At 71.2% G+C, this 16,584-nt stretch carries 15 protein-coding genes; 13 read left to right on the top strand and 2 right to left on the bottom strand.

Annotation, left to right across the window (positions count from 1 at the left end):
- The first annotated feature begins 25 nt into the window (after window positions 1-25).
- Together K1T35_RS35480 and K1T35_RS35475 are read left to right on the top strand one after the other, a co-directional pair.
- Complete coding sequence (locus tag K1T35_RS35480) at window positions 26-1,654, top strand: amidohydrolase (protein ID WP_220256099.1); 1,629 nt, start codon at window positions 26-28, stop codon at window positions 1,652-1,654.
- Between the two features lie 103 nt (window positions 1,655-1,757).
- On the top strand, window positions 1,758-2,867 hold the full coding sequence (locus K1T35_RS35475) for an amidohydrolase family protein (protein WP_220256098.1): 1,110 nt from the start codon (window positions 1,758-1,760) through the stop codon (window positions 2,865-2,867).
- Here K1T35_RS35475 and K1T35_RS35470 read toward each other — a convergent pair.
- Both K1T35_RS35470 and K1T35_RS35465 read right to left on the bottom strand, forming a co-directional pair.
- Window positions 2,854-4,101, bottom strand: coding sequence for a cytochrome P450 (locus K1T35_RS35470; protein WP_220256097.1), 1,248 nt, complete (start codon window positions 4,099-4,101; stop codon window positions 2,854-2,856). The genes K1T35_RS35475 and K1T35_RS35470 overlap by 14 nt on opposite strands.
- Window positions 4,102-4,300: 199 nt before the next feature.
- Window positions 4,301-5,005: a TetR/AcrR family transcriptional regulator gene (locus tag K1T35_RS35465; protein ID WP_220256096.1), complete on the bottom strand. Its 705-nt coding sequence runs from the start codon at window positions 5,003-5,005 to the stop codon at window positions 4,301-4,303.
- 180 nt (window positions 5,006-5,185) lie between these two features.
- On the opposite strand from K1T35_RS35465, the gene K1T35_RS35460 reads away from it, so the two are divergent.
- The 11 genes from K1T35_RS35460 to K1T35_RS35410 all read left to right on the top strand — a co-directional run bounded on the left by K1T35_RS35460 (window position 5,186) and on the right by K1T35_RS35410 (window position 16,536).
- Window positions 5,186-6,058, top strand: coding sequence for an amidohydrolase family protein (locus K1T35_RS35460; protein WP_255622712.1), 873 nt, complete (start codon window positions 5,186-5,188; stop codon window positions 6,056-6,058).
- A 12-nt stretch (window positions 6,059-6,070) separates the two neighbouring features.
- Window positions 6,071-7,453: a 3-oxoacid CoA-transferase gene (locus K1T35_RS35455; RefSeq protein WP_220256094.1), complete on the top strand. Its 1,383-nt coding sequence runs from the start codon at window positions 6,071-6,073 to the stop codon at window positions 7,451-7,453.
- A complete protein-coding gene (locus tag K1T35_RS35450) occupies window positions 7,453-7,905 on the top strand; it encodes a MaoC family dehydratase (RefSeq protein ID WP_220256093.1) in 453 nt (150 codons plus the stop codon). Before K1T35_RS35455 ends, K1T35_RS35450 begins: the two co-directional genes overlap by 1 nt.
- A gap of 33 nt (window positions 7,906-7,938) precedes the next feature.
- A complete protein-coding gene (locus tag K1T35_RS35445; protein WP_220256092.1) occupies window positions 7,939-8,859 on the top strand; it encodes an SDR family oxidoreductase in 921 nt (306 codons plus the stop codon).
- A 103-nt stretch (window positions 8,860-8,962) separates the two neighbouring features.
- The gene (locus K1T35_RS35440; RefSeq protein WP_220256091.1) at window positions 8,963-10,771 is read left to right on the top strand and encodes an iron ABC transporter permease; all 1,809 of its coding nucleotides are present in this window, start codon (window positions 8,963-8,965) and stop codon (window positions 10,769-10,771) included.
- Window positions 10,772-10,811: 40 nt separating this feature from the next.
- Complete coding sequence (locus tag K1T35_RS35435) at window positions 10,812-11,948, top strand: ABC transporter substrate-binding protein (protein ID WP_220256090.1); 1,137 nt, start codon at window positions 10,812-10,814, stop codon at window positions 11,946-11,948.
- 41 nt (window positions 11,949-11,989) lie between these two features.
- Window positions 11,990-12,994, top strand: coding sequence for an amidohydrolase family protein (locus K1T35_RS35430; protein ID WP_220256089.1), 1,005 nt, complete (start codon window positions 11,990-11,992; stop codon window positions 12,992-12,994).
- Window positions 12,995-13,005: 11 nt separating this feature from the next.
- On the top strand, window positions 13,006-14,034 hold the full coding sequence (locus K1T35_RS35425; protein ID WP_220256088.1) for a hypothetical protein: 1,029 nt from the start codon (window positions 13,006-13,008) through the stop codon (window positions 14,032-14,034).
- A complete protein-coding gene (locus K1T35_RS35420) occupies window positions 14,007-15,206 on the top strand; it encodes an ABC transporter ATP-binding protein (protein ID WP_220256087.1) in 1,200 nt (399 codons plus the stop codon). Before K1T35_RS35425 ends, K1T35_RS35420 begins: the two co-directional genes overlap by 28 nt.
- Window positions 15,203-15,886: an RraA family protein gene (locus K1T35_RS35415; protein WP_255621080.1), complete on the top strand. Its 684-nt coding sequence runs from the start codon at window positions 15,203-15,205 to the stop codon at window positions 15,884-15,886. Before K1T35_RS35420 ends, K1T35_RS35415 begins: the two co-directional genes overlap by 4 nt.
- Window positions 15,883-16,536: an RraA family protein gene (locus tag K1T35_RS35410; protein WP_255621078.1), complete on the top strand. Its 654-nt coding sequence runs from the start codon at window positions 15,883-15,885 to the stop codon at window positions 16,534-16,536. Before K1T35_RS35415 ends, K1T35_RS35410 begins: the two co-directional genes overlap by 4 nt.
- Window positions 16,537-16,584 lie beyond the last annotated feature (48 nt).

The raw sequence follows: 16,584 nt of genomic DNA, 5'->3' as shown, positions 1-16,584 counted from the left end.
CGGCCGAGCGCAGCGAGGCCGAGCGATGAGCACGGTATACACCGGCGCTCGGGTGTTCACCGCGGGCGAGCCGGCATGGGCGGACGCGGTGGCCGTTGTCGGCGACCGGATCGCCCACGTCGGCACCGAGGCGGACGCCCGGGAGGCCGCAGGTGCCGGTGCCGAGGTCGTCGAGCTGGACGGGGGAGTGGTGCTGCCCGGCTTCGTCGACGGGCACGCACACCTGCTGATGAGCGGCGCGGCCGAGCTGCGGGCGAACCTGCACGGCGCGCGGGACCTCCCCGAGATCGCCCGCCGGCTGCGGGCCTGGGCGGACGAGCACCCCGACGCGCCGCGCGTGCTGGGGCAGGGGTGGTCGTTCTCCGCGGTGCCCGGCGGGGTGCCGACCCGGCAGCTGCTCGACGCGATCGTGCCGGACCGGCCCGCGTACCTGGACGCCGCCGACTACCACTCGGCCTGGGTGAACACCGCCGCGCTGCGCGAGCTCGGCGTCACCGCCGGCACCCCCGATCCGGTGGGCGGTTCGATCGTGCGGGACGCCACCGGCGAGGCGACCGGCCATCTGGTGGAGACGGCCTTCCACGAGCTCGTCTGGCCGTTCCTCGCCGGCGTCGCCACCGACACCGACCGGAACGCGCACCTGGCCGCGGCGATGTCCGCGTACTCGGGCTGCGGTGTCACAGGGGCCGTCGACATGGCGCTCGACGGCGCCGCGCTCGCCGCGATGGCGCGCGCCGAGCGCGCCGGCGGTTCGACCGTGCGGATCGCCGCGCACTGGCTCGTGTCCCGCAGCGGCTCGCCCGCGGACCACCTGGCCCAGGTCGCCGAGGCCGCCGCGCTCGCCGAGCGGTACCGATCGGCATGGCTGCGCGTCACCGGGGTGAAGCTGATCGTCGACGGCGTCATCGACGGTTGCACCGCCGCCCTGTCCGAGCCGTACGCCAACGGCGCGAACGCCGACCCGATCTGGGACCTCGAGGCCCTCGCGCCCGTCGTCGCGGCGGCCGACGCCGCCGGGCTGCAGGTGGCCCTGCACGCGATCGGCGACAAGGCGATCCGGATCGCGCTCGACGCGCTCGAACACGTGGCCGAGGTCAACGGGCCGCGTCCGCGGCGGCACCGCATCGAGCACCTGGAGTACACCGACCCCGCCGACATCCCGCGGCTGGCCCGCCTGGGCGTCACCGCGTCGATGCAACCCGTGCACGCCGACCCCGCGATCCAGGACAACTGGCGCGCGATGCTCGGCGACTCACGCGTCGAGCGCGGCTACCCGTGGCCCGAGTTCACCGATGCCGGCGCGCCGCTCGCGTTCGGCACCGACACCCCGACCGCGCACTACCACCCGCTGCGCAACATGTACGTCGCGGCCACCAGGCGCTCCGCGATCGACCCCGCGCTGCCCCCGAACGTGCCGCGCTACGCGCTCCCGCTCGCCGACGCGATCCGCCACGCCACCGCCGACGCGGCATGGTCCTGCGTCGCAGCCGACCAAGGCCGGCTGGAGGCGGGCCTGCTCGCCGACCTCGTGGTCCTCGACCGCGACCCGTTCACCGAGGGCCCGCAGGCACTCCTCGACGCACAGATCCTCCGGACCGTGGTTGGCGGCAGGACGGTCGGTGGGTCCCAGAGCGTCACTGAGATTCTTCTATAGGGAACTTCCTGGGGCATCCTTGTTGCTGAACGGAATCTCCTCATAGCGTGAGCTCGCGGTTGCCGTCGAGCCGGCGGGACCGTCACCTCGATGCGGAGGATCCATGCCGACTGGGCGAGCGGTGGAAGAGAGCAATCTGGACGGTGGCTACCTGCGAATCGCCACCGAGGAGGCGTTCGTCATCCCGGAGCTGCTCTCGCGGTGGCGGGACATGGCCGAGCAGGGCACGAACAGCGATCCTGGCTTCCTGAGCATGTGGGGCGGGTTCTACGCGTTCAGCAGCAGCGAGCGGCCCGCGTCGATCCGGCGACGGCTGGTCGACCTGGGCGACGAGCGCGTGGCCGACATGGACAGAACCGGTATCGATCATCAGGTCCTCTCGCTCACCGCGCCGGGTACGCAGGCGTTCGACCGGGACACCGCCGTGGCGATGGCGACGCTGGCGAACGATCGACTGGCGGATGCGTGCCGAGCGCGTCCCGACCGCTTCACCGGCCTGACCGCGGTGGCACCGCAGGATCCGGAGGCCGCGGCGAAGGAGGTCGGCCGCGGTCACGACCTGGGCTTCAAGGGCGTGATCCTCAACTCGCACACGAACGGCGAGTACCTCGACGACCCGAAGTACTGGCCGATCTTCGAGGCGGCGGAAGCCCTGGACACCCCGGTTTACCTGCATCCGAACACGCCGTCGCGCGGCATGATCCAGCCGTTCCTGGACGTGGGGTTGGAGGGTGCGATCTACGGTTTCTCCGTCGAGACGGGGCTCCACCTGCTGCGACTCGTGATAGCCGGGGTCTTCGACCGGTTCCCGCGGCTCAAGCTCGTCGTGGGTCACCTCGGCGAGGCATTGCCCTTCTGGCTGTACCGGCTCGACTACATGCACGCGGCCGGCGTGCGCGCCGGCCGGTACGAGACGATGCGGCCGCTGGCGCGTCGGCCGAGCGACTACCTGCGGGAGAACGTGTGGGTCACCACCAGCGGGATGCCGTGGGCGCCTGCGATCCTGTTCTGCCGGGACGTGCTGGGGCCGGATCACGTCATGTACGCGATGGACTACCCCTACCAGTACGAGCTCGACGAGGTCCGCGACCAGGACGCGTTGCCGCTGTCACCGGACGAGAAGCGCCAGTTCTTCCAGACGAACGCCGAGCGGGTCTTCGCGCTGGACGTCGGGGCGGCTCGGAGAGGAGCGGCCCGGATCACCCGCCCGTAGGCGCTTGCCGCGGCGTCGATCGCGGGGCCGCCGCGCGGAACTCCAGGCGCGCCGGCACGCTCACCGGGCCGTGGTTGATGAAGCTCGCCCCGTAGGGCAGCTCGTCGACGGGCACCGTGAGCTCGAGCGACTCCACGCGGTCGAGCAGCTCCTCGACCACGACACGGCCCTCCAGACGGGCGAGGGACGAGCCGATGCAGGCGTGCGCCCCCTTGCCGAATGCGAGGTGGGAGGCGGCGCCCCGTCGGTCGAGCTTCAGGTGCGGGCAGGCGTCCCAGGCCTCGTCGTCCCGGTTCGCCGACCCGTAGAGCACGAACACCCGGGAACCCTCCGGGACGGCCACGCCGCCGATCTCGGTGTCGGCCGTGGCCAGCCGGTAGAAGCCCTGGATCGGCGCCTCCAGCCGCAACGACTCCTCGACGAACGACCGGACCAGTGCGCGCTCGGCTCGCAGCCGGTCCCACAGCTCCGGTCGGCTCGCGAGCAACGCGACGCTGCTGGCGAGGTGGTGCGTCGTGGTGATGTTTCCGGCCACCAGTAGCTCCGCGACGAACCGGACGCACTCCCGGCGGGTCAGCTCGCCCGCCCGCTCGGCGGCGGCGATCTGGGACAGCACGCTGGAGTCGACCTGTCCGTCCCACCGGTCCAGGAGCCTGCCGAGGTAGCCGGTGAACTCGTCCTGCACCTGCTCTCGGCGCACCGGATCACCGCCGTGGTTGCCGACCGAGCGGGTGATCTCCTCCGACCAGGCCCGGAACCGGGCGACGTCCTGTTGCGGCACGCCCAGCACCAGGCTGATCACGCGTACCGGCAGCAACGCGGCGAGGTCGCGGACGAGGTCGACCTCGCGGAGCCCGCGCAACCGATCGACGTGCTCGGCGGCGACCCGTCGAACCTGCGGTTCCCACGAAGCGATCCGCATCGGGGTGAACGCGCGGTTGACGATCGAACGCCGCTTCCCGTGTTCGGGGTCGTCCGACAGCAGCAACAACGGCGACAGCGGCGCACTGGGGTTGCTCGGGTCGGCCGGCGGGAGCTCGCGGCCCACCGTGTTCCGCGAGGAGAACGTGTGGCGCTCGCGCAGCACGTGCACGACGTCGTCGTGCCGGGCCACCACGAACGCGTCCACCTCCGGGGCGTAGTGCACACCGAGCTCGCGCAGCTGCGCGTAGACGTCGGCCGGGCGGCGCAGGTGCTCCTGCTCCAGGGCGACCAGCTGGGACAACGCGGGCACGGGCACCTCCGGCGGTGTCGTCGCGATCCGACGGGTGGGGTGTGGGCAAACCGTCCCCGTCATCGCGGTGCGGGGCGCGTGGCCGAGGACACCTCGCCGGACGCTACCCCGGCATGTCCGGCTGTCCGCAACATCTCCGCCGAGAATTCCTGAGCGTCGAATCTGCTCCGATTGGTCACGGCAGGCCGGCGCGCCGCGATCAGTCGGGTACGGCCCGGCCGGAGGCACGGGCCCCGGCCAGCACGAAGTCGATCAGTGCTTCGACGTACGCGGGCCCATTGGCCTGCATCTGGGAGAACAGCTCCGGAGGTGTGGAGAGCACGTGGTTGGTGATGGCGCCGATCAGGGCGTCGAGCACGATGGTGGGTGACGTCCCTTCCGGCAGTTCCCCCCGGGCGACGGCCTCGTGGATGAGCGAGCGGGCCCGGCGGAATATCGGCGTGGTGTGCTGCTTGCGCCAGCGGTCCTCGAGGCCGGGTACGTAGCGGGACTCCACGTACATCCGGAGGTAGGCCAGTCCCCGCGGACTGCTGTAGAAGGCCAGCAGTGAGTGCCCGATGGCGGCCAGGTCGGTGCGAAGGTCGTGGCGGTCGTGTGGCATGCGGCGTACATGCACGCTCGCCATGCTGTCCAGCAGCAGATCCTCCTTCGAGGCCCAGCGCAGGTACAGCGCGGCCTTGCCGACCTTTGCCCGGCGGGCGACCTCGTCGAAGGTGAGCCCGGCCCATCCGAACTGGGCGTAGATCTCGATCACGGAGTTGGCGACGCGGGTGTCGATGGTGGGGTCGCGGCGCCGGCCGCGCCGGACCTGTGCCTCGACGGCCCCGCTGTCGGCCACCCGCGCCGCGGCCGGTCGATCGGCGTCGGTCGGGTCCGGCAGTGGTGAGCCGGCAGGGTCTGGCACGCCCCGATGCTAGCGGCGCGTCGCTGCTGAATCCTGCCGTGGGCGCGCCCCGGACCGGGCGGGTGGCCGGGTTCCGGTATGACGGAGGGCTATTGCAGTCGAAAATCGTCCGTAATAGGGTTCGGGCAGGTGGTCGGAGCGTTGCGCGCATGCCCTCGAAGGGGAGGCCCGGTCCCAGTGATCGACTTGGACGAGATCGTCGCGATCGACGTGCACACCCACGTGTCGGCGTCGGTGAACGCCCCGGCCCAGCCGCCGTCGGAGCACGCGGAGGCCATGGCGCGCTACTTCCGGACCGAGGCGCGGGCGACCACGGTGCCGGAGTTGGCCGCGTACTACCGCGAGCGCAAGATCGCGTGTGTTGCCTTCGCCGTGGATGCGCGGACCGCGACCGGGAGGCTGCCCGCGGTCACCAGCGAAGAGGTCGCCGAACAGGCCGCCGAGCATTCGGACGTCCTCGTCCCGTTCGCCAGTGTCGACCCACGGACGGGCCGCGTCGCGGTGGATCGGGCCCGCCGGCTGATCGAGGAGCTGCACGTCAAGGGGTTCAAGTTCCACCCGAGCGGCCAGGCCTTCTACCCGAACGACCGGGAGTACTACCCCCTGTACGAGGTGCTCGAGGGGTTTCGGGTGCCTGCGCTCTTCCACAGCGGCCAGACCGGCGCGGGTGCCGGAGTCCGGGGTGGTGGCGGGACCCGGTTGAAGTACTCGAACCCGCTGTTCCTCGACGACGTCGCAGTCGACTTCCCGGACCTGCCTATCGTGCTCGCCCACCCGTCGTTCCCGTGGCAGGACGAGGCCTTGGCCGTTGCGGTGCACAAGCCGAACGTCTACATCGACCTGTCGGGCTGGTCGCCGAAGTACTTCCCCGCCAACTTGGTCCAGTACGCCAACAGCCTGATCAAGAACAAGGTCCTCTTCGGGTCCGACTTCCCGATGATCACCCCGGACCGGTGGCTGGCCGACTTCGAGAAGCTCGACATCAAGCCCGAGGTGCGCCCCCTCATCCTCAAGGAGAACGCGGCCCGGCTACTCGGACTCGGCGAGCGCTGAGGCGGCCGGTCCATGGACAAGGTCTACGAGTCCCCTGCTGCCGCGCTCGCGGATCTGGACGACGGCGCGTCGATCGCGGTGTCCGGGTTCGGGCAGAGCGCCGGCGCGCCGGTCAGCCTGCTTGCTGCGCTGCGCGAACGCAGCAGCCGCGAGCTGTGTCTGGTGGCCAATGGCCTCCCGCCGGGTGCGGATCCGATCGTCGAGGGCGGCCGGGTCCGCCACCTGATCGTGTCGTTCACCGCGCGCAGCGGGCGGAGCAGTGCGACCGACCAGCTGCTCTCCACGGGTGCGATGACCTTCGAGCTCGTGCCGCAGGGAACCCTGGTCGAGCGACTCCGTGCCGGTGGCGCCGGGCTCGGCGCCATCTTCACCCCGACCGGGCTGAACACCCCGATCGCCGAGGGCAAGGAGGTCCGCTGCTTCGACGGCAAGCCCTACCTGCTCGAGCCCGCGATCCGGGTCGACTACGCGTTCATCACGGCGCACCGCGCCGACCGGCTGGGCAACGTCGAGTTCAGGGGCGCGAACCGGCATCTCGCCCCGAGCTTCGCCAAGGCGGCGCGGGTGGCGATCGTCGAGGTCGACGAGATCGTGGAGGCGGGCGAGCTCCCGCCCGAACGCATCGACCTGCCGGGGATCTTCGTGGCCCGGGTGGTGCGCAAGACCGTGGCCAACACACTGCCCAAGTACGGGCTGCACCGGCGCCCGGCCGACATCGCGCGCGAGTACAACGGCAAGCCGGGCCGGACCCGGCTCCAGATCGCGGAGCAGGCCGCCGATCTGCTGCCCGAGCCGAGCTACGTCAACCTCGGCCTCGGGATCCCGAGCCACCTCTCGTCGTTCGTCGAGGACCGGGACATCATCCTGCAGGGCGAGAACGGCATCCTCGGCTACGGCGAGATCGTCGACGACGACGAGCTCTACCCGGACGTCTTCAACGCGAGCGGCGTGTCCGTCACACCGCGTCCGGGGATCTCCTACTTCGACAGCGTGACGTCCTTCGAGATGATCCGCTCGGGGCGGGTGGACGTGGTGGTGCTCGGCGCCTACCAGGTGGACGCCGAGGGCAGCGTGGCGAACTGGGCCGTCCCTGGCATGACCGGCGGTGGGATCGGCGGTGCGATGGACCTGGTCGCCTCCGGTGGAACGGTCATGGTGCTGATGGAGCACCGCGGCAGCAACGGTGAGCCGAAGCTGGTGCAGCGGTGTGCCTTCCCGCTGACCGGCAAGGCGTGCGTGGACATCGTGGTCACCGACCTGGCGGTGTTCCGGCGCCGCGACGGTGTCCTCGCCATCGACTCGGTGGCGCCGGGCTTCACGGCAGAGGAGGTCTGGGCGCTGACCGAGATGGACGTTCCAGCGGCCGGCGTGCGCAACGGTGCAGGAGGAATGTGATGAGTGACGGACTCGCGGTGTTGTTCGAGAAGCAGGGCCAGGAGCTCGGCGTCGGAGAATGGTTCGAGATCACCCAGGAGCGCGTCGACCGGTTCGCCGAGGCGACCGAGGACCGCCAGTGGATCCACGTCGACCCGGAGCGGGCCAAAGACGGTCCGTATCACGGCACCATTGCGCACGGATTCCTCACCCTGTCGCTCGTGTTGTGGCTCGGGCGAGGGCTCAGTCCGCGCCCGGACGGTGTCAAGATGACGGTCAACTACGGGCTGAACCGGGTGCGTTTTCCCGCGCCTGCGCCGGTGGGATCGCGGATCCGCGCACGCGTGAAGAACCTCGCGATGGAGCAGGTCTCCCCGGGCGCACTGCACGTCATCAACCAGATCACCGTCGAGGTCGAGGGTGGCTCCAAGCCGGCTTGTGTGGCCGAACTGATCGCTCGGCACACGCTCTGAAACGCGGGACAACGGGCTGGGAAAGGACTTCTCGTGGGAGAGTTGTTGGCGGGCCGGGTGGTGGTCGTGACCGGCGCAGGTAGCGGTATCGGCCGGTCCGAGGCCCTGGAGATCGCCAGGCAGGGCGCCAAGGTGGTGGTCGCCGATCTCGGTGTCGCGCTCGACGGTTCCCCGGAGTCGGGATCGGCAGCCCGAGCAGTGGTCGCCGAGATCGCCGATGCCGGCGGTGAGGCGATCGCCTGCCAGGAGGACGTCGGCGACTGGGACGGCTCGAAACGCATCGTCGACTCCGCGATCGACGCTTTCGGCGGACTCGACGTGATCGTGAACAATGCCGGGATCCTGCGCGACAAGATGATGTTCAACATGGACGAGGACGACTTCGACGCGGTCATCCGGGTCCATCTCAAGGGCACGTTCTCGTTGACCCGGTGGGCGTCGATCCACTGGCGCGGCCGCCACAAGGCGGGCCTTGCGAACGACGGGCGGATCATCAACACCTGTTCCCCGGCCGGGCTGTACGGCAGCGCGGGGCAGGCGAACTACTCCGCCGCGAAGGCTGGCATCGCGGCGATGACCATCGGTGCGGCACGCGAACTCGGCCGTTACGGCGTGACCGCCAACGCCATCTCGCCCGTCGCGAGAACCCGGATGACCGCCACCCTGGGACGGGGTGCCGCCACCACCGAGGGCGACGGGTGGGACCCGCGCAGCCCGGACAACGTGGCGCCACTGGTCGCGTGGCTGGCCAGCACCGAATCCGCTGACGTCACCGGTCAGGTCTTCGAGGTCGGCGGCGGGTCGGTGGGTGTCGCCGAGGGCTGGCGGCACGGCCCGACCGCGGACAAGGGCGCGCGTTGGGACCCGGTCGAGTTGGGCCCCACCGTCCGCAAGCTGGTCGCCGACGCCTATCAGGTGCCGGTGCCCGGCGGCGGGGCGAATCGCCGCAACTGACATTCCGTATAAGGGAACTAGTTTGAGGCCAGGTCCTCTAGAGCGAATTTTGTTCTATGGTCGGCCACCAGGTCCAGGTGGCGAACCAGCGATGAGGAGCCCGATGACCGAACCGAGCGCGGGGCTGACCCGGCCCGATCCGGCCACCCGGACGCGCATGCCGAGCACGGGCCCGTTCACCACGGCCCGCGGCATGCTCCCGCTGATCGCCGTCTGCGTGTTCCTGTTCGCCGTGCCGATCGCGATGCTGGCGGTCGGGGCATTCCGCAACGCCCCGCCCGGGCTGCCGGCACAGTGGTCGGTGGACGCCTTCGTTCGCACCTACACCGATCCGGTCTCGTACTCCACCCTGCTCAACTCGGTGCTCCTCTCCGGTGGCGGCACCCTGCTGGCCACCGTCGTCGCACTGGCGCTCACGTTCCTCGTGGCCCGGACGAACACCCCGATGCGGGGGTTGGTGACGCCGGCGATGGTGCTGGTGGTGGCGCTCCCGCCGCTGTTCTACGCGATCAGCTGGGGGATGCTGGGCAACTCGCGCATCGGGCTCCTCAACACCACATGGCGCGACCTGACCGGCACCGAGGGCGTCCTGTTCGACGCCAACTCGTGGGGCGGGCTGTTCCTGGTGGCCATGATCAAGGGCGCGGCGTTCGCATACCTGCTGCTGCTCGGCCCGTTCCGAGCCGTCGACCGGAGCCTGGAGGAGGCCGCGCAGGTGTCGGGCGCAGGCCGGCTGCGGACCCTGCTCGGGATCGACCTGGTGGTGCTGGCCCCGGCCATCACCGGGGTCGTGATCCTCAACTTCGTCATCGGGCTGGAGTCCTTCGACGTTCCGTTGTTCCTGGGAACGCCCGCCGGCATCGCGGTCTTCTCCACCCAGATCTACGGTCAGATCACCAACAGCACGCCGGCCGACTACGGGGGCGCCAGCGCCCTGTCGCTGCTGCTCGTCCTGGTGGTGCTGGCGTTGGTGGCCCTGCAGTGGAAGGTGCTGGGGCGGCGCAGCTACACGACGGTGTCCGGGAGGGGCTACCGCACCGAGGTCTGGGACATCGGGGCGTGGCGGTGGCTCGGCAGCGTGTTCGTCGTCGGGTACCTGCTGCTGGCGATCGTGCTGCCGATGCTCCAGCTGGTGCTCGGCAGCCTGCAGCCGTTCTTCGGCGGTGCGGGGGCCTACTCGCCTGCCAACTACGAGGCGCTGTTCGAGGACCGGCAGACCGTCACCGCCCTGCGTACGACGCTGCTGGTCGCCCTGGTCGGTGGGCTGCTCGCGATGGCACTCGCCCTGCTGATCGTCTACGCGATGGCGCACCACGAGTCCCGGCTGCGTCGCGTGCTCGAGCTGCTGACCTGGCTGCCGTGGGCGGTGCCGGGGGTGGTGCTCAGCCTGGGCATGGCGTGGACGTACGTGAGCATCCCCGGGCTGCGCGCGCTCTACGGCTCGGTCGTGGTGGTGCTGACCGGGCTGGTGGTCGCGGCCGTGCCGATCGCCACCCGCGCGGTCCAACCCGCGGTCGCGCAGATCACCCGGGAGCTGGAGGAGGCGTCGCGGGTGAGCGGGGCCGCGCCGATGCGGATGCTCGTCGGCATCGTGCTGCCGCTGATCATGCCCAGCTTCGTCGCAGGCTGGTTCGTCGTCGCGATCGTGATCTCGGGGAACCTCGCGATCCCGATCATGCTGTCCTCGGCGCAGAACCCCACCGTGCCGCTGCTGGTCTACGAGCTCTACACGCAGGGCCAGACGTCCAGGGCGGCCGCCCTGTTCGTCATCGTCCTCGGCGCGTTGCTGGCCGGGCTGGTCGTGATGGGCGGGCTGTCCCGGTTGCTGCGTCGCCGCATCGGCCCGGCCACGGGCGGCCCACCACCACTGCCGACCGAAGCCGCCACGCCCGAACCCGTCGGCGCGCGCTGAGCGGCGGCCGGGTCCACGCCCCACGACGGAAGGACAGGACATGCGAAGGACGCACCTGCCCCCGGTAGTGCTCGCATGCGTCGCAGTGCTCGCCGTGAGCGGGTGTGGAGGCGGTGGGGGCGGTGATGTCCCGACCGTCTCCGCGGCGGGCGAGGGCGCGGTCGGCGCGGCCGATGCGCAGGCTCTCGGCGGCGAGGCGGCCGTGACCGCGATGCAGGAGCTCTACCGCGCGGCCCAGGACTCCGGCCGGACCACGGTCACCGTTTACGGCCCCGGGGAGAAGGACAAGGAGCCGGTCTACGAGGTCTTCTCGGGGCGGTTCCCCGGGATCGACGTCACCCCCGTCTACATCGTCGGCCCCGAAGCCGACGCCAAGATCCAGGCGGAGTTCGCGAGCGGCCAGCACGTCGCCGACATGGTGCAGGCCGGAGACACCTCGGTGGCCCCGCAGATCGCACAGGGCAAGTACGTCCCGTTCCGTCCGGTCACCGCCGAGGGCCTCGACCCCGGTTTCGCCGAGCCGACCGGCCACGCCATCGCCGCCAGCGGCAGCACGTTCGGCTTCGTCTACAACACGGACCTGATGTCGCCGGAGGAGGCACCGAAGGGATGGGCCGACCTGCTGGACCCGAAGTACCGCGGGAAGATGACCGCTGACGAGACCACCAGGAACGGCGGCTCCTTCGGCACACTGAGCCACCTGCTGTGGGACGGGCGCTACGACGACGCCTTCCTGAAGGGCCTGGCCGGGCAGGAGATCGCGCTACAGGCGTCCGGGGCGGTCGCGGGCAGCGCGGTGGCCACGGGCCAGTTCGCCCTCGATCCCTTCTACCCCTACAGCTTCTACGTCCGGGACAAGGAGCAGGGCGCGCCGGTCGAGTTCGTCTTCCCGACCGCGGGTGGCGCGCACATCTCGCCGCACTACCTCGGCCTGCTCGACGGCGCGCCGAACCCGGATGCCGCCAAGCTCCTGATCACGTGGCTGTTCACGCCGGAGGGCCAGCAGGCTGCCGCCGACGTCGGCTACTACCCGCTGATGCCGAACGGCCCGGCGCCGGGCGGCTACCCGTCGGTCAACGAGCTGGACCTGCTCAAGCCGTTCCCGATCGACCAGGTGGGCCGGATCTCCTCGTCCAACCTGGCCCGGGTCAAGGACGCATGGGGCGTCGCGAGCTGAGCTCGTCACCCCGGACCGACCCTCGACGCACGGAGGCATCGATGAAGATCGACATCCACGGCCACGTCAGCGCTCCCGAGTCGCTCTACGCCTACAAGGCGGGTCTGCTCGCCCACCGCGGCGCGCACGGCCGCGGCAGCGCGGGCGTCACCGACGACACCCTGCGCGCGGCGTTGACCGAGCCGAACAAGAGCTTCGGCGGCAAGTCCCACCTCGCTCACCTCGACGACGCGGGCGTGGACGTGCAGCTGATCTCGCCGCGGCCCTACCAGATGATGCACAGCGAGCAGGGCCGTCTCGTGGAGTGGTTCGCCCAGGAGACCAACGACGTCATCGCCCGCACCTGCCGGCTGGAGCCGCAGCGCTTCCGGGGCGTGGCAGGGCTCCCGCAGAGCATGGAGCTGGAGCCCGCGCGGTGGACGGCCGAGCTCCGGCGCTGCGTGCAGGAGCACGGGTTCGTCGGGGCGATGCTCAACCCCGACCCGTACGAGGGCAGCGCGCAGCCGCCCGCGCTCGGCGACCGGTTCTGGTACCCGGTCTGGGAAGCCGTGTGCGAGCTCGACGTCCCGGTGCTGATCCATTCGGCCGGCTGCCGCCCGCCCGCCCGCGAGACGTACTCGCTGCACTTCATCCAGGAGGAGACGCTGGCCGTCATCGGCCTGCTCAACTCGTCCGTCCTCGACGACTTCCCGGACCTGAAGATCATCGTGTCGCACGGTGGCGGCGCGGTCCCGTACCAGCGGGGCCGCTTCCAGCCCGGTGCCCTGCGCAAGGGCACGACGTTCGCCGAGCAGCTGCGCAGGCTCTACTACGACACCTGCCTCTACACCCGCGACTCGATCGAGCTGCTGCTGCGATCCGTCGGTGTCGACCGCTGCCTGTTCGGCACCGAGAAGCCCGGCACCGGGTCGATGCGGGACCCGGAGACCGGGCGCTGGATCGACGACATCCACCTGCTGATCGAGGACATCGACTGGCTCGACGACGGGCAGCGCAAGCAGCTGTTCGAGTCCAACGCCCGCGACCTGTTCCGGATCCAGGGCTGACGGGAGCACCCATGGCACACCTCGGGCTCGGCATCGGAACCTCGCACGCGCCGCAGCTGTCCACTCCTCCCGAGGAGTGGGGCCAGCGCGCGCGGGCCGATCGGGCCAACGCGGTCCTGGCCTACCGCGGCGCCGACCACTCGTTCGAGGAGCTGTCCCGGCTGCGGGGTGCCGCGTTCGCCGACGAGTGCGACCTGCAGCGCCGGCGTGAGCGGCACACCCGCGCCCGCGCGGCGATCGACGAGCTGGGCCGGATCGTGCGGGAGTCGGGCGTGGACGTCCTGGTCGTGGTGAGCAGCGACCACAAGGAGACGTTCACCGACGAGCTGCTGCCTGCGTTCGCCGTCTACTGGGGGGACACGGTGGCGCACGAGCCGTTCACCCAGGAGGCGCTCGATGCGATGCCGCCGGGCCTGGCCATCGCGGAAGTGGCGAACGTGCCGGCCGAGAGCACCGTCCGGCGCTGTCACAGCGAGCTGGCACTGCACCTGATCCGGGAGACGAGCGCGGCGGGTTTCGACCCGGGAGCCTCCCGGACGCTGCCCGCGGGCAGGTACGGCGACCACGGCATCCCGCACGGGTGGGGCTTCGTGCTGCAGCAGATGCTCGGCGGCACGGCCGAGATCCCGATCGTGCCGGTGTTCGTGAACACGTTCTGGGAACCGAACCCGCCGTCGCCGGCCCGCTGCCACGACTTCGGCGTGGCGTTGGGAGCCGCGATCCGCAGCTTTCCCGGCGATCACACGGTCGGGGTGGTCGCCTCGGGCGGGCTGAGCCACTTCGTGGTGGACGAGGAGCTCGACCGGCGGTTCCTGTCCGCCCTGCAGGACGACGACGCCGCCTACCTGCGCGGGCTCCCGGCCGGCCTGCTCCGCTCGGGCACATCCGAGATGCGCAACTGGATCGTGGTCGGCGCCGCCGTCGCCGGCAACGGGCTGCGCGCTCGCGTCGTCGACTACCTGCCCTGCTACCGCTCCGAGGCCGGCACCGGGTGCGGCATGGGTTTCGTCGCATGGCAGCCAGCGGGGGCGGCCGCATGAGCGGGGTGACGATCACCGGGCTGATCAAGGAGTTCGGCGGCGTCGCCGCCGTGGAGCAACTCGACCTCGACATCGCCCCCGGCGAGTTCGTCACGCTGCTGGGCCCCAGCGGCTGCGGGAAGACGACCACGCTGCGCTGCCTGGCCGGGCTAGAGGCACCCGACCGGGGCGAGCTCGCCATCGGCGAGCGGGTCGTGTTCTCCGCCGCTCGTGCCACGTTCGTGCCACCGGACAAGCGCGACGTCGGGATGGTGTTCCAGAGCTACGGGCTGTGGCCGCACATGACGGTGGGCGGGAACGTCGGCTATCCGCTCAAACTGGCGAAGGTCGGCAAGGCCGAGGCGCGGCGACGGGTACTGGAGATCCTGGAACAGGTGGGGTTGGCCGACCGCGCCGACGAGATGGCGACGTCGCTGTCCGGTGGCCAGCAGCAGCGAGTGGCCCTGGCGAGGGCGATGGTCAACCGGCCCGCCCTGATGCTGTACGACGAACCGCTGTCCAACCTGGACGCGAAGCTGCGGCTGTCGATGCGCACCCAGATCCGGGAGCTGCACGACGCGCTCGGCTCCACGTCCGTCTACGTCACCCACGACCAGGAGGAGGCCATCGCGCTGGCCGACCGGGTCGTCGTGATGAACGCGGGGCGGATCGAGCAGGTCGGCAGCCCGCGGGAGCTCTACACCCGCCCGGCCAACGCGTTCGTCGCCGACTTCATGGGGTTCCAGAACCTCCTCTCGGGCACGGTGGTGGACGTGGCCGCCGACGGGTACGTCGTCGACCTGGCCGGGGCGACGGCCGCGGTTCGGGTCGCGGGTCGTCCGCCCGGACCGGCGGGCACCCCGATGGCCGTCGCCTTCCGCGCCTCGCACGTGCGCGTGGACGGGCAGGTTCCCCCACCTGCGGTCGAAGGGGTGTCGAGCAGTTTCACCGGGCGAGTGCGCTCGCGCACCTACCTGGGCAGCTGCGTGCGCGTCCTGGTCGACATCGGCGGGGAGCTGGTGCGTGCCCAGGTGGACGAGAGCGAGCTGGACCGCTTCGGGCCGGACGAGCTGAGCGTGGGCCGCGAGGTCGCGCTCGGCGTGCCCACCGCCCGGGTGGTGCCGCTGCCTGGCGAATCGTCGGGGCAGGAGGCGGCGCCGGTCTCCGACCTCGCCAGGGCTGGATCGGGGTGACGGACGTGCCGTACGCCGCCGAACCCCTCCTCGGCCGGCTGCGCGCCCTCGACACGTGCGCGGTGTCGGACGCCCTGGACACGCTCGGCCTCGCCGGCGCGACCACCGGCCTCACGCCGCTGTGGGCCGTCCCGGGACCCGTCGCCGGTCGGGTGCGCACCGTGCTCGCCGGACCACCGGAGTCCGGTGGTCCCACCGAGCACATCGCCACGGCGGCCATCGAGGCCGCCGAGCCGGGCGACGTGCTGGTGATCGCGAACAACGGCCGGGTCGACGTGTCGTGCTGGGGTGGCATCCTGACGCTGGCCGCCGCCCACCGGGGGATCGGCGCGGTGGTCGTGGACGGCGCGATGCGCGACATCGCCGAGTGCGACGAGCAGGACTTCCCGGTGTTCGGCCGGGCCGTCGTCCCGGTCAGCGCGCGCGGCCGGATCGTGCAGCTGGCGATGGGCGAGCCGGTTCAGGTCGCGGGCGTCATCGTCGAGCAGGGCGACTACGTCCTCGCCGACCGCAACGGCGTCGTCTTCGTGCCCGCCGGTGACCTCGAGCGCGTGCTCGGGCTCGCCGAGCGCGTCGTGGCCCGCGAGGCCGGCATGGCTGAGGCCGTGCGAGCCGGACAGCCGGTCACCGAGGTGATGCACGACAGCCGGTTCCCGACGGTCGAGGAAACGACGTCGTGAGCGGCCCGCACCCCCTCGCGCGATTCTCGGCGGCCACCGTCTCCGATGCGCTGGACCGGCTCGGCTTCCCAGGCTCGATGCTGGGCATCGCGCCGCTCCACAACGGTGCCCGCCTGTGCGGGCGCGCGTTCACCGTCCGGTACCTGACCGCCGGTTCGCCGCCGGGCACGGTCGGGGACTACCTCGACGAGGTGGCGCCGGGAGAGGTCGTGGTGCTCGACAACGGCGGGCGCACCGACTGCACCGTGTGGGGCGACATCCTCACGGCCATGGCCGCGGATCGTGGGGTCGCGGGCACGGTGATCGACGGTGTCTGCCGTGACGTCCAACGCGCCATCGGCGTCGGCTACCCGATCTACAGCCGAGGCCGGTTCATGCGCACCGGCAAGGACCGGGTGGAGGTCTCCGACGTCGGCCGGCCGGTCTCGGTCGGCGGCGTGCAGGTGCGCGCCGGCGACCTGCTGCTCGGCGACGCCGACGGGGTGCTCGCCGTGCCGCGAGCGAAGGAGGAGCAGGTCCTCGAGATCTCCACCGCGATCGCCGAGCGCGAGGACGCGATCATCGCCGACGTTCTGTCCGGGACCACCTTGGCCGAGGCCCGCGTCCGCCACGGCTACCACCTGTTGCAGCGCCGGGAGGTGCAGCCGTGAGGCCCGCTCAGCGGGGATCGCGCATCCGTTCCTGCACCAGCTGCGCAT

The sequence above is a fragment of the Pseudonocardia sp. DSM 110487 genome, assembly GCF_019468565.1.
Classification (GTDB): Bacteria; Actinomycetota; Actinomycetes; order Mycobacteriales; family Pseudonocardiaceae; genus Pseudonocardia.
The sequence above is the reverse complement of the archived record's forward strand: the minus strand, read 5'-3'. Positions and strand labels throughout refer to the sequence as shown.

Coding starts and splice junctions, on each gene's coding strand:
- K1T35_RS35480 (WP_220256099.1), top strand. CDS start 26: ATGAGCACGGTATACACCGGCGCTCGGGTGTTCACCGCGGGCGAGCCG.
- K1T35_RS35475 (WP_220256098.1), top strand. CDS start 1,758: ATGCCGACTGGGCGAGCGGTGGAAGAGAGCAATCTGGACGGTGGCTAC.
- K1T35_RS35455 (WP_220256094.1), top strand. CDS start 6,071: ATGGACAAGGTCTACGAGTCCCCTGCTGCCGCGCTCGCGGATCTGGAC.
- K1T35_RS35450 (WP_220256093.1), top strand. CDS start 7,453: ATGAGTGACGGACTCGCGGTGTTGTTCGAGAAGCAGGGCCAGGAGCTC.
- K1T35_RS35440 (WP_220256091.1), top strand. CDS start 8,963: ATGACCGAACCGAGCGCGGGGCTGACCCGGCCCGATCCGGCCACCCGG.
- K1T35_RS35435 (WP_220256090.1), top strand. CDS start 10,812: ATGCGAAGGACGCACCTGCCCCCGGTAGTGCTCGCATGCGTCGCAGTG.
- K1T35_RS35430 (WP_220256089.1), top strand. CDS start 11,990: ATGAAGATCGACATCCACGGCCACGTCAGCGCTCCCGAGTCGCTCTAC.
- K1T35_RS35425 (WP_220256088.1), top strand. CDS start 13,006: ATGGCACACCTCGGGCTCGGCATCGGAACCTCGCACGCGCCGCAGCTG.
- K1T35_RS35420 (WP_220256087.1), top strand. CDS start 14,007: ATGGCAGCCAGCGGGGGCGGCCGCATGAGCGGGGTGACGATCACCGGG.